Source organism: Enterobacter cloacae complex sp. SHL022 (assembly GCF_049237785.1).
GTDB lineage: Bacteria > Pseudomonadota > Gammaproteobacteria > Enterobacterales > Enterobacteriaceae > Enterobacter > Enterobacter hormaechei_C.
In genome coordinates this window covers 354,251-373,572 of the sequence record NZ_JBMKJH010000003.1, presented here as the reverse complement: position 1 = coordinate 373,572, position 19,322 = coordinate 354,251, and the positions used below count along the sequence as shown (strand labels likewise).

At 54.7% G+C, this 19,322-nt stretch carries 20 protein-coding genes and 1 tRNA gene; 13 read left to right on the top strand and 8 right to left on the bottom strand.

Features of this window, described 5'->3' with window-relative positions:
- Nucleotides 1-127 precede the first annotated feature (127 nt).
- From yagE to ACOTZD_RS08610, 4 genes are all read left to right on the top strand, one after another.
- Nucleotides 128-1,036: a 2-keto-3-deoxygluconate aldolase gene (gene yagE, locus ACOTZD_RS08625; protein ID WP_023324070.1), complete on the top strand. Its 909-nt coding sequence runs from the start codon at nucleotides 128-130 to the stop codon at nucleotides 1,034-1,036.
- Nucleotides 1,037-1,050: 14 nt separating this feature from the next.
- Nucleotides 1,051-3,018, top strand: coding sequence for a xylonate dehydratase YagF (gene yagF, locus ACOTZD_RS08620; RefSeq protein WP_023324071.1), 1,968 nt, complete (start codon nucleotides 1,051-1,053; stop codon nucleotides 3,016-3,018).
- Between the two features lie 226 nt (nucleotides 3,019-3,244).
- The gene (locus tag ACOTZD_RS08615; protein ID WP_023324072.1) at nucleotides 3,245-4,627 is read left to right on the top strand and encodes an MFS transporter; all 1,383 of its coding nucleotides are present in this window, start codon (nucleotides 3,245-3,247) and stop codon (nucleotides 4,625-4,627) included.
- Between the two features lie 11 nt (nucleotides 4,628-4,638).
- Entirely contained in the window at nucleotides 4,639-6,249 is a 1,611-nt protein-coding gene (locus ACOTZD_RS08610; protein ID WP_174402195.1) for a glycoside hydrolase family 43 protein, read from the top strand.
- Nucleotides 6,250-6,253: 4 nt separating this feature from the next.
- Here ACOTZD_RS08610 and xynR read toward each other — a convergent pair whose 3' ends face one another.
- The 4 genes from xynR to argL form a co-directional block, all read right to left on the bottom strand.
- The gene (gene xynR, locus ACOTZD_RS08605; protein ID WP_174402196.1) at nucleotides 6,254-7,012 is read right to left on the bottom strand and encodes a DNA-binding transcriptional repressor XynR; all 759 of its coding nucleotides are present in this window, start codon (nucleotides 7,010-7,012) and stop codon (nucleotides 6,254-6,256) included.
- A gap of 175 nt (nucleotides 7,013-7,187) precedes the next feature.
- Nucleotides 7,188-7,622, bottom strand: a complete 435-nt coding sequence (locus tag ACOTZD_RS08600; protein ID WP_045350679.1) for a DUF3828 domain-containing protein — start codon at nucleotides 7,620-7,622, stop codon at nucleotides 7,188-7,190.
- A 453-nt stretch (nucleotides 7,623-8,075) separates the two neighbouring features.
- On the bottom strand, nucleotides 8,076-9,080 hold the full coding sequence (gene argF, locus ACOTZD_RS08595; protein WP_010427327.1) for an ornithine carbamoyltransferase: 1,005 nt from the start codon (nucleotides 9,078-9,080) through the stop codon (nucleotides 8,076-8,078).
- Nucleotides 9,050-9,145, bottom strand: coding sequence for a putative translational regulatory protein ArgL (gene argL / locus ACOTZD_RS08590; protein ID WP_213014347.1), 96 nt, complete (start codon nucleotides 9,143-9,145; stop codon nucleotides 9,050-9,052). Before argL ends, argF begins: the two co-directional genes overlap by 31 nt.
- A 99-nt stretch (nucleotides 9,146-9,244) precedes the next feature.
- On the opposite strand from argL, the gene rraB reads away from it, so the two are divergent.
- The 5 genes from rraB (at nucleotide 9,245) to ACOTZD_RS08565 (ending at nucleotide 12,831) form a co-directional block, all read left to right on the top strand.
- A complete protein-coding gene (rraB, locus tag ACOTZD_RS08585) occupies nucleotides 9,245-9,661 on the top strand; it encodes a ribonuclease E inhibitor RraB (RefSeq protein WP_023315306.1) in 417 nt (138 codons plus the stop codon).
- Nucleotides 9,662-9,707: 46 nt separating this feature from the next.
- Complete coding sequence (miaE, locus tag ACOTZD_RS08580; RefSeq protein ID WP_174402197.1) at nucleotides 9,708-10,466, top strand: tRNA isopentenyl-2-thiomethyl-A-37 hydroxylase MiaE; 759 nt, start codon at nucleotides 9,708-9,710, stop codon at nucleotides 10,464-10,466.
- A 30-nt stretch (nucleotides 10,467-10,496) separates the two neighbouring features.
- On the top strand, nucleotides 10,497-11,219 hold the full coding sequence (locus tag ACOTZD_RS08575) for a topoisomerase II (RefSeq protein ID WP_174402198.1): 723 nt from the start codon (nucleotides 10,497-10,499) through the stop codon (nucleotides 11,217-11,219).
- Between the two features lie 106 nt (nucleotides 11,220-11,325).
- A tRNA-Leu gene (locus tag ACOTZD_RS08570) sits at nucleotides 11,326-11,410 on the top strand.
- A 164-nt stretch (nucleotides 11,411-11,574) separates the two neighbouring features.
- Nucleotides 11,575-12,831, top strand: a complete 1,257-nt coding sequence (locus ACOTZD_RS08565; RefSeq protein ID WP_089617699.1) for a tyrosine-type recombinase/integrase — start codon at nucleotides 11,575-11,577, stop codon at nucleotides 12,829-12,831.
- Between the two features lie 167 nt (nucleotides 12,832-12,998).
- On the opposite strand, the gene ACOTZD_RS08560 is transcribed toward ACOTZD_RS08565, so the two are convergent.
- The 4 genes from ACOTZD_RS08560 to ACOTZD_RS08545 all read right to left on the bottom strand — a co-directional run bounded on the left by ACOTZD_RS08560 (nucleotide 12,999) and on the right by ACOTZD_RS08545 (nucleotide 17,416).
- Complete coding sequence (locus tag ACOTZD_RS08560) at nucleotides 12,999-15,584, bottom strand: NB-ARC domain-containing protein (protein ID WP_174402199.1); 2,586 nt, start codon at nucleotides 15,582-15,584, stop codon at nucleotides 12,999-13,001.
- A 275-nt stretch (nucleotides 15,585-15,859) separates the two neighbouring features.
- Nucleotides 15,860-16,423, bottom strand: coding sequence for a phage polarity suppression protein (locus ACOTZD_RS08555; RefSeq protein ID WP_174402200.1), 564 nt, complete (start codon nucleotides 16,421-16,423; stop codon nucleotides 15,860-15,862).
- 28 nt (nucleotides 16,424-16,451) lie between these two features.
- Nucleotides 16,452-16,670 (bottom strand): ogr/Delta-like zinc finger family protein, encoded by a 219-nt coding sequence (locus ACOTZD_RS08550; protein WP_015570058.1) that lies wholly within the window; start codon nucleotides 16,668-16,670, stop codon nucleotides 16,452-16,454.
- A 2-nt stretch (nucleotides 16,671-16,672) separates the two neighbouring features.
- Nucleotides 16,673-17,416 carry a capsid protein gene (locus ACOTZD_RS08545; RefSeq protein ID WP_126545570.1) on the bottom strand — a complete coding sequence of 248 codons (744 nt, stop codon included), beginning with the start codon at nucleotides 17,414-17,416 and terminating at the stop codon, nucleotides 16,673-16,675.
- A gap of 537 nt (nucleotides 17,417-17,953) precedes the next feature.
- On the opposite strand from ACOTZD_RS08545, the gene ACOTZD_RS08540 reads away from it, so the two are divergent.
- Genes ACOTZD_RS08540 through ACOTZD_RS08525 form a run of 4 tightly spaced genes read left to right on the top strand, consistent with a single transcriptional unit; the run spans nucleotide 17,954 to nucleotide 19,309 of the window.
- Entirely contained in the window at nucleotides 17,954-18,220 is a 267-nt protein-coding gene (locus ACOTZD_RS08540) for a helix-turn-helix transcriptional regulator (protein ID WP_023323954.1), read from the top strand.
- A complete protein-coding gene (locus ACOTZD_RS08535; RefSeq protein WP_174402500.1) occupies nucleotides 18,217-18,768 on the top strand; it encodes a host cell division inhibitor Icd-like protein in 552 nt (183 codons plus the stop codon). Before ACOTZD_RS08540 ends, ACOTZD_RS08535 begins: the two co-directional genes overlap by 4 nt.
- Nucleotides 18,765-18,992, top strand: a complete 228-nt coding sequence (locus ACOTZD_RS08530; RefSeq protein WP_017692848.1) for a hypothetical protein — start codon at nucleotides 18,765-18,767, stop codon at nucleotides 18,990-18,992. The genes ACOTZD_RS08535 and ACOTZD_RS08530 overlap by 4 nt, the downstream gene beginning before the upstream one ends.
- Nucleotides 18,989-19,309, top strand: a complete 321-nt coding sequence (locus ACOTZD_RS08525) for a DUF5375 domain-containing protein (protein ID WP_174402499.1) — start codon at nucleotides 18,989-18,991, stop codon at nucleotides 19,307-19,309. The genes ACOTZD_RS08530 and ACOTZD_RS08525 overlap by 4 nt, the downstream gene beginning before the upstream one ends.
- Nucleotides 19,310-19,322: the final 13 nt, after the last annotated feature.

Here is a 19,322-nt window from a genome sequence, read left to right as displayed (position 1 = left end):
GCTTAAACTTCCCGCACTCCCTCTCCATCTCTCATTTACCTGCGCTTTTCCTGCGTCATAGTATGATCGTTAATTTAACGAACGCTGTTCTATAATGTAGAACAAAATGATTCAGCAAGGAGATCTCATGCCGCAGTCCGCGTTGTTCACGGGTATCATTCCCCCTGTCTCCACCATTTTTACTGCCGATGGCCAGCTCGATAAGCAGGGCACCGCCGCGCTGATCGACGATCTCATCAAAGCAGGCGTTGACGGCCTGTTCTTCCTGGGCAGCGGCGGCGAGTTCTCCCAGCTCGGCGCCGAAGAGCGTAAAACCATTGCCCAATTTGCGATGGATCATGTCGATCGTCGCGTGCCGGTCCTGATCGGCACCGGCGGCACCAACGCCCGGGAAACCATTGCGCTCAGCCAGCACGCGCAGCAGGCGGGCGCGGACGGCATCGTGGTGATCAACCCCTATTACTGGAAAGTGTCAGAAGCGAACCTGATCCGCTATTTCGAGCAGGTGGCCGACAGCGTCACGCTGCCGGTGATGCTCTATAACTTCCCGGCGCTGACCGGGCAGGATCTGACCCCGGCGCTGGTGAAAACCCTCGCCGACTCGCGCAGCAACATCGTCGGCATCAAAGACACCATCGACTCCGTCGCCCACCTGCGCAGCATGATCCACACCGTCAAAGCCGCCCATCCGCACTTCACCGTGCTGTGCGGCTACGACGATCATTTGTTTAATACCCTGCTGCTCGGCGGCGACGGGGCGATCTCGGCGAGCGGTAACTTTGCCCCGCAGGTGTCGGTGAATCTTCTGAAAGCCTGGCGGGATAAAGACGTGGCGAAAGCGGCTGAGTATCATCAGACCTTACTGCAAATACCGCAGATGTATCAGCTGGATACGCCGTTTGTGAATGTGATTAAAGAGGCGATAGTGCTCTGCGGCCGCCCGATTTCCACGCACGTGCTGCCTCCCGCCTCTGCGCTGGACGAGCCGCGCAAGGCGCAGCTGAAAACCCTGCTGCAACAGCTCAAGCTCTGCTGAGCCGGACGATAACCATGACCATCGAGAAGATTTTCACCCCGCAGGACGAGGCGTTTTATGCCGTCATCACCCACGCGGCGGGGCCGCAGGGCGCGCTGCCGCTGACCCCGCAGATGCTGATGGAATCCCCCAGCGGCAACCTGTTCGGCATGACGCAGAACGCCGGGATGGGCTGGGATGCCAACAAGCTGACCGGCAAAGAGGTGCTGATTATCGGCACCCAGGGCGGGATCCGCGCCGGGGACGGACGCCCGGTCGCGCTGGGCTACCACACCGGGCACTGGGAGATCGGCATGCAGATGCAGGCGGCGGCGAAGGAGATCACCCGCAACGGCGGGATCCCGTTCGCCGCCTTCGTCAGCGATCCGTGCGACGGGCGCTCTCAGGGCACGCACGGCATGTTCGACTCCCTGCCGTACCGCAACGACGCGGCGATCGTGTTTCGCCGCCTGATCCGCTCCCTGCCGACACGCCGGGCGGTGATCGGCGTGGCAACCTGCGATAAAGGGCTGCCCGCCACCATGATCGCGCTGGCCTCCATGCACGACCTGCCGACCATTCTGGTGCCGGGCGGGGCGACGCTGCCGCCGACCGTGGGGGAAGACGCGGGCAAAGTGCAGACCATCGGCGCGCGCTTCGCCAACCATGAACTCTCCTTGCAGGAGGCCGCCGAGCTGGGCTGTCGCGCCTGCGCGTCGCCGGGCGGCGGGTGTCAGTTCCTCGGCACGGCGGGCACCTCGCAGGTAGTGGCGGAAGCGCTGGGTCTGGCGCTGCCGCACTCCGCGCTCGCGCCGTCCGGGCAGGCGGTGTGGCTGGAGATCGCCCGCCAGTCGGCGCGGGCGGTGAGCGAGCTGGATAACCGCGGCATCACCACGCGCGATATCCTCACCGACAAAGCCATCGAAAACGCCATGGTGATCCACGCGGCGTTCGGCGGCTCGACGAATTTACTGCTGCACATCCCGGCCATCGCCCACGCGGCGGGCTGCACGATCCCGGACGTAGAGCACTGGACGCGCGTCAACCGTAAGGTGCCGCGCCTGGTCAGCGTGCTGCCCAACGGCCCGGACTATCACCCGACCGTGCGCGCCTTCCTCGCGGGCGGCGTGCCGGAGGTGATGCTCCACCTGCGCGATCTCGGTCTGCTGCACCTGGACGCCATGACCGTCACCGGCCAGACGGTGGGCGAGAACCTCGACTGGTGGCAGGCATCCGAGCGCCGTAAGCGCTTCCGCCAGTGCCTGCGCGAGCAGGATGGCGTGGATCCGGATGACGTGATCCTGCCGCCGGAGAAGGCAAAAGCGAAAGGGCTGACCTCAACGGTTTGCTTCCCGACGGGCAACATCGCGCCGGAAGGCTCGGTGATCAAGGCCACGGCGATCGACCCGTCGGTCGTCGGTGAAGATGGCGTTTACCGCCACACCGGCCGGGCGCGGGTGTTTGTCTCGGAAGCGCAGGCAATCAAGGCCATCAAGCGGGAAGAGATCAAGCAGGGCGATATCATGGTGGTGATCGGCGGCGGGCCGTCCGGCACCGGCATGGAAGAGACCTACCAGCTTACCTCCGCGCTGAAGCATATCTCGTGGGGCAAGACGGTATCGCTCATCACCGATGCGCGATTCTCGGGCGTGTCGACGGGGGCCTGCTTCGGCCACGTATCGCCGGAGGCGCTGGCGGGCGGGCCGATTGGCAAGCTGCGCGATAACGACATCATTGAGATAGCCGTCGACCGACTGACATTAACGGGCAGCGTGAACTTTATCGGCACCGCGGATAACCCGCTGACGCCGGAGGAGGGCGCACGCGAGCTGGCAATGCGGCAGACGCACCCGGACCTGCACGCCCACGACTTTTTGCCGGACGATACCCGGCTGTGGGCGGCGCTGCAGTCGGTGAGCGGCGGCACCTGGAAAGGCTGTATTTATGACACCGATAAAATTATCGAGGTAATTAACGCCGGTAAAAAAGCGCTCGGCATTTAATTATTTTCTAAGATAAAACCGTCTGCGGGAAATATTCCGCGGACGGTTTTCGCATGTCTGTAATTTGCTAATTTAAACAATAAGTTGTGATATATCGTTGGCGTCACAAAAGCAAAATAACGTAATTCGGAAATAAGATATGACCATTGCTGGTTAATTGAACAGCTCATTACACTCCATTAACACGATGTTGTAATTCAGCACACTACATAAGGGTGTAATTCTGATGACGCAATTAACCATGAAAGACAAAATTGGCTACGGGCTGGGTGACACCGCCTGCGGCTTCGTCTGGCAGGCCACGATGTTCCTGCTGGCCTATTTCTACACCGACGTCTTCGGCCTGTCGGCGGGCATTATGGGTACGCTGTTTTTGGTCTCCCGCGTGCTCGACGCCGTGACCGACCCGCTGATGGGGCTGCTGGTCGACCGCACCCGCACGCGGCACGGCCAGTTCCGCCCGTTCCTGCTGTGGGGCGCCATCCCGTTTGGCATCGTCTGCGTGCTGACCTTCTACACGCCGGACTTCTCCGCGCAGGGCAAAATCATCTACGCCTGCGCGACCTACATTCTCCTGACCCTGGTCTACACCTTCGTTAACGTGCCGTACTGTGCCATGCCGGGCGTCATTACCGCCGACCCGAAAGAGCGTCACGCCCTGCAGTCGTGGCGTTTCTTCCTGGCGGCGGCGGGATCGCTCGCCATCAGCGGCATCGCGCTGCCGCTGGTGAGCATCATCGGCAAGGGGAACGAGCAGGTGGGCTATTTCGGTGCCATGTGCGTGCTGGGCCTGACCGGCGTGGTGCTGCTCTACGTCTGCTTCTTCACCACCAAAGAGCGCTACACCTTTGAAGTGCAGCCGGGCTCGTCGGTGGCGAAAGACCTCAAGCTGCTGCTGGGCAACGGCCAGTGGCGGATCATGTGCGCGTTCAAGATGATGGCGACCTGCTCCAACGTGGTGCGCGGCGGGGCGACGCTCTACTTCGTGAAATACGTGATGGATCACCCGGAGATGGCGACCCAGTTCTTACTCTACGGCAGCCTCGCCACCATGTTTGGCTCGCTCTGCTCCTCCCGACTGCTGGGCCGCTTCGATCGCGTCACCGCCTTCAAGTGGATCATCGTCGCCTACTCGCTGATCAGCCTGCTGATTTTCGTCACCCCGGCGGAGCATATTGCCCTGATTTTCGCCCTTAACATCCTGTTCCTGTTCGTCTTTAACACCACCACGCCGCTGCAGTGGCTTATGGCCTCTGACGTGGTGGACTACGAGGAGAGCCGCAGCGGGCGCCGCCTCGACGGGCTGGTGTTCTCCACCTACCTGTTCAGCCTGAAGATTGGCCTGGCGATTGGCGGGGCGGTGGTGGGCTGGATCCTGGCGTACGTGAACTACTCCGCCAGCAGCAGCGTGCAGCCGGTCGAGGTGCTGACCACCATCAAAATCCTGTTCTGCGTGGTGCCGGTGGTGCTCTACGCGGGCATGTTCATCATGCTGTCGTTCTATAAGCTCACCGATGCCCGCGTGGAGGCCATCAGCCAGCAGCTGATCAAGCACCGCGCGGCGCAGGGCGAGGCCGTTCCCGACGCTGCGACAGCCGCATCCCATTAACCGGAGGCACTATGGAAATCACTAACCCTATTCTGACCGGCTTCAACCCGGACCCGTCCCTGTGCCGTCAGGGCGAGGACTACTACATCGCCACCTCGACCTTCGAGTGGTTCCCCGGCGTGCGCATCTACCACTCCCGCGACCTGAAAAACTGGTCGCTGGTCAGCACCCCGCTGGACCGCGTGTCGATGCTGGACATGAAGGGCAATCCGGACTCCGGCGGCATCTGGGCGCCGTGCCTGAGCTACGCCGACGGCAAATTCTGGCTGCTCTACACCGACGTGAAGATTGTCGACTCGCCGTGGAAAAACGGCCGTAACTTCCTTGTCACTGCGCCCTCCATTGAGGGACCGTGGAGCGAGCCGATCCCGATGGGCAACGGCGGGTTTGACCCGTCCCTGTTCCACGACGACAATGGCCGCAAATATTACCTCTACCGCCCGTGGGGGCCGCGCCACCACAGCAACCCGCACAACACCATCGTCATGCAGGAGTTTGATCCGCAGACCGGCACGCTCTCGCCCGAGCGCAAAACCCTGTTTACCGGCACGCCGCTCTGCTACACCGAGGGGGCGCACCTGTATCGCCACGCGGGATGGTACTACCTGATGGTGGCCGAAGGCGGCACCAGCTACGAGCACGCCGTCGTGGTACTGCGTTCCAAAAATATCGACGGGCCGTACGAGCTGCACCCGGACGTAACGATGATGACCAGCTGGCACCTGCCGGAGAACCCGCTGCAAAAGAGCGGCCACGGCTCGCTGCTGCAGACCCACACGGGGGAGTGGTACATGGCCTACCTCACCAGCCGCCCGCTTCGTCTGCCCGGCGTGCCGCTGCTGGCCTCCGGCGGGCGCGGCTACTGCCCGCTGGGCCGCGAGACCGGCATCGCCCGCATTGAATGGCGCGACGGCTGGCCGTACGTGGAAGGCGGCAAGCACGCGCAGCTGACCGTGCCCGGCCCGCAGATGGCCGAGCAGCCAGCAGCCGTTCAGGCCACCTGGCGGGACGATTTCGACGGCAACACGCTTGATCCAGAGCTGCAGACCCTGCGCATTCCGTTCGACGACACCCTCGGCTCGCTCACCGCGCGCCCGGGCTACTTACGGTTGTACGGCAACGACTCGCTCAACTCGACCTTTACACAGTCGACCGTGGCGCGCCGCTGGCAGCACTTCACCTTCCGGGCGGAGACGCGGATGCAGTTCTCGCCGGTTCACTTCCAGCAGAGCGCGGGGCTGACCTGCTACTACAACAGCAAAAACTGGAGCTACTGCTTTGTGGATTACGAGGAGGGGCAGGGCAGAACGATTAAGGTGATCCAGCTTGACCACAACGTGCCGTCATGGCCGCTGCACGAGCAGCCGATTCCCGTGCCGGAGAGTGCTGAGAGCGTATGGCTCCGGGTGGACGTGGATAGGCTGGTCTACCGCTACAGCTACTCGTTCGACGGCGAGACGTGGCACGCCGTGCCGGTGACGTATGAGGCCTGGAAGCTGTCGGATGACTACATCGGCGGGCGCGGCTTCTTTACCGGCGCGTTTGTGGGGCTGCACTGCGAGGACATCAGCGGTGACGGCTGTCATGCGGACTTCGACTACTTCACCTACGAGCCGGTTTAACGGCTCAGGCCGGGTAGCCCAGCGCGCGTGACAGCGCGAGCCCGGCCTGCTGAAGCTGTTCGCGGAAATTAGCCAGCTCTGCGTCGTCCACGCGCGAGGTCAGGGTCGACAGGCTCAGGGCGGCGATGACGCGGGATTCATGGTTCCACACCGGCACCGCCACGCAGCGCACGCCCTGCTCGTTCTCTTCGCTGTCCAGGGCATAGCCCTGCTCGCGGGTCTGCGCCAGGGCGATCATTAAGGCTTCACGAGAGGCGAGGGTCGCGGGAGTAAAGGTGGTGTACTGATAACCCTCCAGCAGGGCGTTCAGCTCGGCCTCGCCCAGCCAGGCAATCAACACCTTGCCGATGGCGGTGGCGTGAACCGGCAGGCGGCGGCCGATGCGCGAATAGGCGATGGCGGCCAGCTTGCCTTCAATCTTCTCGATATAGACCCCTTCACTCCCGTCCAGGATCCCCAGATGGGTGGTCTGCCCGGTCCGCCGGGACAGCTCCGCCAGCCAGCCTTTCGCCTTCTGTCGAATATCGATGGAGCCCACGACAAAATGGCCGCGCTCGACCAGCTTCATGCCGAGGCGATATTTGCCGTTCTCCGGGTTCTGATCGATATAGCCGTGAAGCTGGAGTGTTTTCAGCAGCGAGTGGAGGGTACTCTTGCTCAGCCCCATCAGTTTGCTGATGTCAGTGATCTTAAGCTCGGTGGCCTGCTCGTTGAACAGGTCGAGGATCTGCAACGCACGTTCAACAGACTGAATAATCGGCATAATGCTGGCATGTCCACGCTGGAATGAAGGCGAAAACGTACCTTTTTCGGGGTGAAAAATCAATGAAATGGAGCCGGTGTTCTCCCTCTCCCCGTGGGAGAGGGCCGGGGTGAGGGCATCAGGCCGCAGCGCCATCCGGCAACAAAGGCGGCTACATTATTGTTAGCGGGGGACATCAATTATTATCCCGAGCGGCGACAGACTGGATTTTCCAGACCCCATCTTCATTAATCATGCAATCAATGACTGTGTGCTGGGTCTTTTTGCCAAACGTGATATTCACGTTTACACAGACCGGGTCTGAATCATACGAATCAATAGCCACATTCTCAGCCCAGTCCTCGCCGATATATTGCGATTTCATAAAAAAATCAGCCTCGTAAAATTCAGCGTCGGCATAACGGGGATCGGCTGCATGACGTAATTTTTTCATGGTGCTGGCCGTAACGAACTCATCGATTTCATTTCCCTGTTGGATGGGATAACGATCGTTGTTCACTTGTTTGACGTACCAGCGATTGAATTCAAGGGCGCGCTGCATCGGTATCTGAAAATCTTCGGCCCCCAATGCGGCTGTGCTGAATAACACAAGAAAAATGAGTTTATTCATTTTAATAATGCCTGTATAAGGTTATTGCTGGCTGGAGTTGGCGATAGGTTTGCCCCTTCGATTTTAAGCCCTCCGGCTCGAATGGTGGCGGCGATTGCTCGAGCGCAATCGTGTCCAGTATGGGTTAGTGCGTGGCTACGGGCGTATGACACAGCTTCATGCTTATTCCATGACATGAATAATCCTTATTAACGAAATGCAGCAATAAGGAAATATTACGCCGATAATATACGGTGTTTTGTAATTGATAATGACCTGATATTAACCATTATCTACTCAGTAAATAATGGTTAATAAAAACATAAATTCTTATTATGGTTAATGCCTATCTGAGAAAGCATCACTAAAATGAATTTTTCTGCCTGACGATAACGCTGTTGTCGTTTTTAGGGTTTTCTCCCTCTCCCCGTGGGAGAGGGCCGGGGTGAGGGCACCAGACCGCAGAGGAGTCAATCACTCCCCAAGCGTCGCCACCATCACCGCCTTAATCGTATGCATTCGGTTTTCCGCCTGGTCGAACACGATGCTCGCCGCCGACTCAAACACCTCGTCCGTCACTTCCATCCCGCCGTGCAGATCGAACTCCTTCGCCATCTGCTTGCCGAGCGTGGTCTGGTCGTCATGGAACGCCGGCAGACAGTGCAGGAACTTCACGTCCGGGTTGCCGGTCAGCGCCATCATCTGCGCATTCACCTGATACCCGCGCAGCAGCGCGATACGCTCCGCCCACTTCTCTTTGGCTTCGCCCATGGACACCCACACGTCGGTATAGATAAAGTCCGCGCCCTTCACGCCCGCCGCCACGTCTTCCGTCAGGGTAATTTTCCCGCCGTGCTTCTCTGCCAGCGCGCTGCACTCCGCCACCAGGCTCTCTTCCGGCCAGCAGGCCTTCGGGGCCACCAGGCGCAGATCCAGCCCGGTCAGCGCCGCCGCTTCCAGCATCGAGTTGCCCATGTTGTTGCGCGCGTCGCCCGCGTAAACCAGCGTCATCTCGTTAAACGCCTTGCCCGGCAGGTGCTCCTGCATGGTCAGCAGGTCCGCCAGCAGCTGCGTCGGGTGGAACTCGTTGGTCAGCCCGTTCCACACCGGCACGCCCGCATACTGCGCCAGCGTTTCGACCACTTCCTGGCCGTGGCCGCGATACTGAATGCCGTCGTACATCCGCCCGAGCACGCGCGCGGTATCCTTAATTGACTCTTTATGCCCAATCTGGCTGCCGCTCGGCCCTAAATACGTGACGCGTGCGCCCTGGTCAAATGCGGCAACTTCGAAAGAGCAACGTGTACGGGTCGAGTCTTTTTCGAAGATGAGCGCGATGTTTTTACCGGTAAGCTTTTGTACTTCCTTGCCATTTTTTTTATCGGCTTTGAGCTGTGCGGCAAGGGTCAGCAGAGAAGTGAACTGTGCAGGGGTAAAGTCGAGCAATTTCAGAAAGTGTTTCTTGTACAGATCAGACATTTTATCCTCACATGGCGAACGCCACTTATTGAATTAAAATTCACTTTATATGTGTAATTATTCATTTGCAACCCCGTTTCACAAATCTTTCCAACAAAGGTGGAGGCAAACCCGTCCGTGTGTGAAAATAGAAGTATCTGCCGCACTTTAAAGAGGATTGAGCCATGGCAAACCCGGAATTACTGGAAGAGCAACGCGAAGAGACGCGTCTGATTATTGAAGAGCTGCTGGAAGACGGTAGCGATCCGGACGCGCTGTACACCATCGAGCACCATTTCTCTGCGGATGATTTCGACGCGCTGGAAAAAATGGCCGTGGAAGCCTTCAAGCTGGGTTACGAAGTGACCGAGCCGGAAGAGCTGGAAGTGGAAGAGGGCGACACCGTCATCTGCTGCGACATCCTGAGCGAAGGCGCGCTGAAGGCGGAGCTGATCGACGCGCAGGTCGAACAGCTGATGAACCTGGCCGAGAAGTTTGATGTGGAATACGACGGCTGGGGAACCTACTTCGAAGATCCGAACGGCGAAGAAGGCGACGACGAAGATTACGTCGACGAAGACGACGACGGCGTGCGTCACTAAGCGTTTCAGGCGGTGGCGCGCGCCACCGCTTTTTCAAGGCAGAACCATGGATTACCCGCAGATACTCGCCCCCGTACTCAACTTCCTCCAGTGCCCGACCCCGCAAGCATGGATTGATAAAGCCCGCGACCCGGCGAACCTGCCGCTGCTGCTCACCGACCACATGGTGTGCGAGCTCAAGGCCGCCCAGACCGCGCTGCTGCTGGTACGTAAATACGTCGCCGACGAAAGCGGTGCCGACGCGCTGCTCGACTGGCTCAAACCCTACGAACAGTTCACCTTCCGCGACGGCCCGGAGCCGGACTTCATCGCCCTGCACAGGCAGATTGGCAAAAGCGTGATGCCCAAAACCGACGACCCGTGGGGCCAGGCGCTCATCGACAGCATGGTGCTGCTGATTAAAGAGGAGCTGCACCACTTCTGGCAGGTGCGAGAGGCGATGCTGGCCCGCGACATTCCGTACGTCAAAATCACCGCCAGCCGCTACGCCAAAGGGATGCTGAAGGACGTGCGCACCCACGAGCCGCTAACCCTGATCGACAAGCTCATCTGCGGCGCCTACATCGAAGCCCGCTCCTGCGAACGCTTCGCCGCGCTGGCCCCGTTCCTCGACGACGACTTGCAGAAGTTCTATCTCTCGCTGCTGCGCTCGGAAGCGCGCCACTATCAGGACTACCTGACGCTCGCCCGGCAGGTGAGCGACGACGATATCTCACCGCGCATAAAGCTTTTTGGCGAAATTGAAGCCACACTTATCTCGACACCGGACAACGAGTTTCGCTTCCACAGCGGCGTGCCGGTGTAAACCGGCATAACTCAAGGATAAGGATGCGAGATGAATAAAACGTGGACCCGTATTGTGATTGTCGTCATTGCGGCTGCCGCCGTGGCGTTCTGGGTGTTTTTCGACAGGCAGCGCGCCCCGGAACGGCAGATGGATAACGCCCTCAACGCGATGCCCGCCTGGCAGGTGATTAAGGAGCAGGAGCCCGCGCTGCATCAGCGCATCCTCGACCAGATGGCCGCCCTGCAAAAAGCGGGCGAGCCGGAGCAGCAGATTATCGACACCATCCAGCCGCAGATCCTGCATCTGCAGATGTCGCGCCTGCAGAACGCCCCGGACGCCAACGTGGTGAACTACATGACCATCAATATGGAGCAGACCGCCGCCATCCAGAAGGTGAGCGACGACGCCTGCTTCCGCTTCCTCTACCCGACGGTGAAGGGCGGCGTGAATCCGATGCGCATGCTGGATAAAGACCTGATGACGCGGCGCATGCAGGCCGATGCCGACATGATGCGTGCGGCCTACGGCAAAAACCGCCACACCGTGACGCAAGCCGAACGCGAGGCGGCTGTCGAGGATGTGCGGCCGATTATGAAACAACTAGCCGATAAGTACGGCGAGGACATCCAGCTGTTGCAGATGCCGGAGAAGGCGGTGGGCAAGGAGAAGCTCTCCTGCGATATGGTGCAGGAGATGTGGGCGAAGGTGCTGGCGCTGCCGGAGCAGAAGGCGGCGAGGGTGATTCGGCTGGCGGTGTCTGAGCTGGACTGACGAAGGGCGCTGGTTTTTTGGGCACTTAGCGCAGGTTTAGCGCGTCGTCGCTTGCATGGCGGCGCGCGACAGGTATAATCCACAACGTTTCCGCATCCCCTTCAGTGCCGAAGTGGCGAAATCGGTAGACGCAGTTGATTCAAAATCAACCGTAGAAATACGTGCCGGTTCGAGTCCGGCCTTCGGCACCAAGACTTCTTCCCAGACCATCCGAGAAAGTCCACTAAACCCTTTAAAATCAACGCTTACAGCGATTTTTATGTCCTGAGTCGTCCGAGGTTGTCCGTTGAAATCCGGGTGTCATTGGGGGCATAATTGGGGGCATCTTAACTTCGATTAGAAATGTGCCCCCCAAATGAAGCTCAACGCCAGACAGGTCGAGACCGCAAAGCCAAAAGACAAAACCTACAAAATGGCCGATGGCGGTGGTTTGTATCTTGAGATTTCTGCAAAAGGTTCTAAATACTGGCGCATGAAGTACAGACGCCCCTCTGACAAAAAAGAGGATCGCCTCGCTTTTGGTGTTTGGCCGACTGTGACGCTTGCTCAAGCAAGAGCAAAGCGCGATGAAGCAAAAAAGCTGTTAGTGCAGGGCATCGACCCAAAAGCCGAACAGAAAGAAGCTCAGGCCGAGAATTCGGGGGCATACGCTTTTGAAACCATTGCTCGTGAATGGCATGCAAGTAACAAGCGCTGGAGTGAAGACCATCGTTCGCGCGTTCTACGCTATCTTGAGCTTTATATCTTCCCTCATATCGGTTCGTCCGACATTCGCCAGCTCAAAACCAGCCACCTGTTAGCACCGATTAAAAAAGTTGATGCCAGTGGTAAGCATGACGTCGCGCAGCGTCTTCAGCAGCGCGTAACCGGCATCATGCGTTATGCAGTTCAGAATGATTACATCGATTCTAACCCGGCGAGTGATATGGCCGGTGCGTTGTCGACAACTAAAGCGCGTCACTATCCAGCGCTACCCTCTAGCCGGTTCCCTGAGTTCCTCGCTCGTCTTGAGGCGTATCGTGGCCGTGTGATGACACGGATCGCGGTCGAACTTTCTTTACTGACCTTTGTGCGTTCCAGTGAGCTACGTTTTGCGCGTTGGGATGAATTTGATTTCGATAAATCTCTTTGGCGTATACCGGCAAAGCGAGAAGAAATTAAAGGCGTGCGTTACTCATACCGTGGCATGAAGATGAAAGAGGAGCATATCGTTCCTCTCAGTCGACAGGCGATGATTTTGTTAGAGCAACTTAAGCAGATTAGTGGTGATAAAGAGCTGCTGTTCCCGGGGGATCATGATGCAACTAAGGTCATGAGTGAAAACACGGTAAATAGTGCATTGCGTGCGATGGGCTATGACACGAAAACCGAGGTCTGCGGGCACGGATTTAGAACGATGGCGCGTGGGGCTTTAGGTGAGTCGGGATTATGGAGTGATGACGCTATAGAACGGCAGTTGAGCCACTCAGAGCGTAATAATGTACGTGCGGCTTATATTCATACTTCTGAGCATTTGGATGAGCGTCGTTTGATGGTGCAGTGGTGGGCTGACTATTTAGATTACAATGCTCATGGACATATAACAGCTTTTGAGTTTGCAAAAAACAGTTAGTCTTCATTGATATTGTTTATTGTAGTAATCGCAGATCTGGTTTTGAAACTTCATTCATAATTATAAGGTTTCTTAAATGTAATTATTTATGAGGTTTAACTTGTGAGTCTGTTACTCATAATAGAACGTTGGCATCCTTGCCAACGTTCTATTTTAAAGTTTGTGTTTTAGTTTCTTTCAAATTTCTTATTCAAGCCTAAGCAATATTGATTTTCTGGATCATTTTTCAATCCGATTTCGACTAATGTTTTTGCTTCATTCTCTTTGTTAATATGTAACGCCAACCATGCGAATCTTGAACAAGCGTTGGCATCCGCCTCATTTCTTCTGCCATACACTACGTTAAATAATTTAATTAGTAGTTCTTGCTTAATATTTTCACCGAGAGATACTTCATGTAGTTTAAAAAGACGATTTATTTTATTCGTTATGTTAGATAATTCGTCAATTGATATTGATTCATAAGATGCGATTTGTGTTAAGCCTAATATTTGCTCATAAGGGTGACCAAGTCGTTCTGAGATAGTAGTAAAAATGCTCCAAGCATTACGTTTATTTTTTTCAGATCTCTCATTTTCGAGGTAGCGTTTAATGCAGTCCTCTGCGAAATTATTGAATTTCTCGGAGTTTGCCTCTAGAGCCCATATGGAAAGCAGTTGCCATCCTTCATTAAAGGTATAACAGATTCGCTCTAATATTATCTTATGAATTTTGAAAAAATCATCATTGTGGTAAATAGTTGATATATATCTTGTGAAGTTTTGTTTCAAGGATATTCTTTTGTCGTCAATACTTGAAACCCCGAATTTTCTCATCAATGAAACATCAGAGCTAATAATGTGTTGTAAAGGGCTTATTTTTAGCTTCTTATTACCAAAGGCATAAGCTACATAAGGTAATTGTAAGAAATAATGTCCATCATCTCCCTTGATTTCTTCAATCATAGAGTATTGTATAAGTGTTTCTATAGATTTCTCTACATCAAGTGGATCATCTAAAGAATACATGAGTATCGACTCTAAGCCTAACCTGGGAACTGCTGAATTCCATGATGATAATGTGAGAAAAATTCTTTGTGCACATGGAGATAGAGCAGAGTAAGTCCTTTCAAATAGGGCTACTAAAATCTCATCGCTGCCTGCAATAAGGCGCTCAATGTTGCCTTTCATTTTTTTACGAGAGAAATCACCAAGCAACACTTTCATTATATATGGATGGCCTGCTGAAATTCTGTAAATTCTTTCTTTGTTTTCTAGCGATAATGGCTCTATTTTTAAGTTGTCTGAGGTTTTCTCAATTAGCTCCATAGACTCCTCTTGACTCATTCCTTGTACTTGGAGTGGATAGTCTCCTTTGAAATCTCGAAGTCTTGTCGTTACTAAAAGTTTATTTGGGCTTCTGATGAAAGTATCAACCCATTTGTAAGTTTCGATAGGGTTATCGACAGTCTCAAAGTTGTCAAAAATAAATAGAGTTGAGCCAGCATCAGACTGCGTTAATTGGTTTTGAAAGTAAGAAATGGAGTCAAAATCTTTCTTTTTTAGTTCTTCTGTAGATTTGAATAAACGAGAGTAATAATTCGCTATATCTTTATTTGTAACTACATTAGCATGAACTAATTTTGCGCCATTGGATGATAAGTCGATATCACGAGAGCTGAACCAAACTATCGCATCAAATCTATTTACTTCATAAAGGCGCGGTATGACGCGCAGAGCCAATGATGTTTTCCCTATACCACCGCGACCCAAAAGTGTAATCGCTATATGTCTATCGTCAATTAAAAGATCGTAGAGTTCATCCTCTAAATCTCTCCTGTTTATATAATCATATGTGAGTCTTGGTACGTTAGAAAAACAGTTTTCGTAAGGAATTAATTCCCCCAAACCTTCTGATTCACTCGGGGGGAGTTGTCCCTTAGGAGCCGTGTAGCTACTATTGTCAACATGTATTTTGTCATCTGTAATATATGAAAGCATTTCATAGCTTGTGTTAGTGAAACCACCATTTGAAATATAAAAGTCTGATAAGTCTGGATCGCTTTTAATAAGTGGGATTATTATTGGCTTATCTAATTGGAAATAGATCCCTTCTTCATAGTTATATGTATCTTTTTTCTTTAGCTCTTCCAGTTGAGGGCTTAGATTTGATATCGCTGTCACTCTGAATTTTCCGCTCATATTTCTTTTCAAATAAGCTGAAGGGATATTTAATAATGACAGATTTTCAATGATGCAATTTATGCTTTTTTCTAGATGTGGAGCTGCTGCTGAAGCGGCTTTACTTAAGGTCGCTCCATGCCCTCTGGTTTTATTTCGTAGTTCAGTAAATCCTTTAAACCACGACTTTAGGTCTCGTTTTGCTGTATTAGAATCTATAGTCAGATTGAAAAAAGCCATCGCTGTATATAATTCTTGTACTGCATTATATTGCCATTCGGTATTGTTGCATTTCTTTGTGATTTCTGCTTGATATACTCTCATTCCTTCAGGAAGGTGTTGCGAAGCTGTTCCTATCAATAGGTCATCTATGGCTCTACTCCATTCACCAATTCCGCTTGCACGAACTAAACCGTGTAATATTCTATACTGGTGTCTATCTTTATCATTTTTCAAGCTGGCAGTGATTAATAATGTTATTAGCTTTGTAATTGCTTCACCGGCAACTAGTAAATTAAAAAAGAAAGTGAAGTCGGATTCGCTTTTGGATGTTTCAACCTTTTGTTGAATTTTTCCGATAAATACTTTCACCATGATCCCCTTGAGTTAGTTTTATGGTTATGAATATCACCTGCAATACCTTGTTTTGCAAACTTTTTTGATTCACTTAGCGCGCAATGCTCTCCCCGCCCCGCCTGCCCGCTTAAGGGGGCGCTTTTAATGCAGGTGCATGACCGGCCTCAGGGTGCGCCAGTGCTGGCGCTGGCGGGCGATCCAGCGTCGGTAAAACGCATGCAAAACCATGCACCTTATGAATGCATGGCTTTTATACGTAAAAATGGCGGGATTTTCGGGGATTTTTAAGCGGACTACTGCACGGCCAGTTCTGCACGGCGGCGGGAGTAATTCAGGTTCTGTGCGGGTGTGAATTTTTCACGGCTATCATCGCGCGAAGCCGCGTCAGGCCTGAATCCGATGGCCGTTAAAATGTCATTGTCCTGCGCCGAATAATTAATTTTTTCACCGGCGGCCAGCCAGACCTGTAGCGCCTCACGCAGACAGTCGAGTGAGTGCTGTATGGCGCAGCGCTGAATGGCGGGGTGTTGCCCGGGATAATTCATCAGCTCCGGGGCGAGGGCGGCGGCCAGCTCCGCGCCGTGCGCCTGCATAAAATCATTTAATCGGTCGCGGATGCTGATGCGCTGCACCTCCTCATGCGAGCGGATATAGCGACCGGCAGCCTGATTAATTTCCCACTTTTTCACGTCGATAATCTCGCGCAGCGTTTGCAGGCTCCGGCCGCTGTGGCCGCTGCCGGCAAGCTGTTCGCGGTATGCCTGCTCGGCCTGCTTCAGTTCATCCCGGCGTTGCAGCCAGGCGGATTTGTTTGCCTGACAGGCCTCAAAGGCTTTCTGTAGCGTCAGTGTTGTCACGTATGTTTCTCCTGATGACTGGCCGTGCTTACGCACCGGCACGGTTAACGGTGGCCGCCGGTGCGGGTACAGGGATAACCGGCTCTGTCACCGGTGAACGAATAACCCCGTCGATGGATTCAAGCGTACGGAACGTGGCCGAGCATTCGATGTTCATGCACTGGTGATAGCGCTGTTTGACGTTATCGGACAGATAACGACTGGTGCGGGAATGCGCGCTGGTTTTGCAGAACGGGCAGTGAAACATGCTTACCCCTCCGCTTCTGTCTCGCCATTTTCAGCCAGCTTTCTGGCGAGCATCATTCTCTTCGCAGGGCTGCGTAACAGCTCCGTATCCACGCCTGTAATCTGCGGTCGGTGCATGCCCGTCACGGACAACACCGGCTCCTGCGTCATATCGAAGTGATACAGGCTGCCCTGACGGCTCAGCGCATCGCGTAGCTCACTGATGGCCACGGACTGCGGGGCACTTTCTCCCTTCATTTCGAGGGCACGAACACGCAGCAGGAAAGCGCGGATAAGGGCGACAGGAACCGCATTGACAGCCTGAGTCCATTCAGCATCGGCGTAAGCGGTAAAGGCATCGTCATGCGCTGAAAGGTATTTATTGCCGGTGGAGCAGGCATTCAGCATGGCGCGTGTCCGGTCGTTCTCCAGCTCCGCTATCAGGCCGGTGAACTCGTCGGCCAGCTCGCGACTGGCGATACGCCTGCTGTGCTCAGCTTTCATTTCAGGGGTGAGACTGCCGCGCAGGGTGCGAAAGCGGCTGCGCCAGTCCTGCTCAGCCTCTGCGCTCTCATTGAGGGCGGTCTGTCGCTCCTGCTTACAGCGTTCAATGGACTTATTAATCTCTTTCAGTACCTGCATGCTGGCAGCGTGGGTGTCTCTGGCCGCAGTGAATGCGCTCAGCTTGTCGGTGATGTGCTGGCTGTTCTCTGCGGACTGCCTAGCGGCAACATCTTGCAGGACGGTGATGAGTGTTTCGGGTTTCATGTTCAGGCTCTCCGTTTATTCAACCTGAAATGATTCTGCCCTTCATCACACAACATCTCGATTCATTGCAGTTGTGGCAGTTCTGGCACAAACAGCACTTAAAACCCGGCTTGCCAGAGAAAGGTCTCAGCAAAACCTTACTCACCGTTTGTTTTTTTACTTATAACTATTCACCACTGTTAACCTAAAATAAAAATATAAGTAATACAGTAAGATAAAGGGTGAACAGTTGAGGGCATGACTGTTCACCCTCTGTTCACCACTGTTCACCCTCCTGTTTTGCTCTGTCCAAACCACTTAGATTTTATTTCGATTAAAAATGAAAAATGTATAACTAAAAGCAATAGAAATTGCTGCATTGTAATGCAGTGATTTGCATATATTTGCCAGTGTTTGCCTTTGTTTGCCAGAGCGAAAAGTCAATGTTTGTTTCCCCGAAAATCTCACATGACCTGAGGAAAAATATAGACATAATAAGGAGCTACCCGAAGCCGGACGGACATGACCGGCACTGTATGGACTTTATGAGGTAGCCCGATGCACACCGCTTTTTCTTCCCCGTCTTCTGCCCCTGCCACCCCACTGATGCCGGTTTCTGATGCCGTTCAGGAACGCTTTCTCCGCCTGCCCGAAGTGATGCATCTGTGCGGCCTGTCCCGGTCAACCATTTACGACCTCATCAGCCGCGAGGCCTTCCCGAAACAAATCAGCCTGGGCGGCAAAAACGTGGCGTGGGCGCAGTCTGAAATCACCGCATGGATGGCAGATCGCATTGCCGAACGCAACCGGGGCTATGACGCATGATGATGACCGTTCAGCGTTCAGCCCCTTTTTCTGGCTTGCTTCCTGTCGTCGTTTCCAGGTATAGTTTTCACGCTGTCGCAAAATCGGCAGCCGGGCGTAGGAACCCGAGTTACTCAATGGCGACACCAGACGCGCCATGCGTCTTTTTTTACGTCGTTGCTCAGGCACACCCATTTTTCGGGCTGTGGTGCTTATACCTTAGCCCCTGTCAGATAATGGTGATCCGGGCGGGGCAGCCTTCGGGCTGGCCGGTATTCATTGAGGCCGGTATTCCTACCCCCGTCCGGGTCACCACCCATGAGCGTAGGAACTCCGGTGGTGGCAATAACCGCTACTCAATGGAGGTTGCCATCATGGCTACTACCCTAACCCCGTCACACCCGCAGTTTGTCTTTGTGTTTGCCGCCGTTCGTCGTGCAGACCGTAAACCCCGTATCTGTATGCTCCGCACCGTTGCCGGTGATGAACACGCCGCACGCCTGTCGCTCGTTCGCGACTACGTCCTCTCGTTTGCTGGCCGTCTGCCGGTTGCGGAGGTGCGCGCATGAGACATACCACCATTACCGCCCGTGACCTCGAATGTCTGGAGCATATGCGCAACGTCGGCCAGCTCGTCAATGAGCTGATGCAGGTGCAGGACTGCGCCACCGTTCGTCGTGACCCTGCGCAGCAGTCGCAACTCACCTCCGTGATTTACCTTATGACCGCCCAGCTCGACGGCGTGGTAGAGCGCTGCAATCAGCGCTGGCTGACCGGGGAGGGCAACGTATGAAAAAGCCATTACCCCCCGTATTACGCGCCGCGCTATATCGGCGCGCCGTGGCCTGTGCATGGCTGACCCTGTGCGAACGCCAGCACCGCTATCCGCACCTCACCCTTGACGCGCTGGAAAGCGCCATTGCCGCCGAGCTGGAGGGCTTCTACCTGCGCCAGCACGGCGAGGAAAAAGGCCGCCAGATTGCCTGTGCACTGCTGGAAGATTTAATGGAAGCCGGACCACTCAAAGCCGCGCCGTCGCTGTCCTTCCTCGGGCTGGCCGTGATGGATGAACTCTGCGCCCGTCACCTGCAATCGCCTGTTGTGCACTGAGGGAGAAAATAAC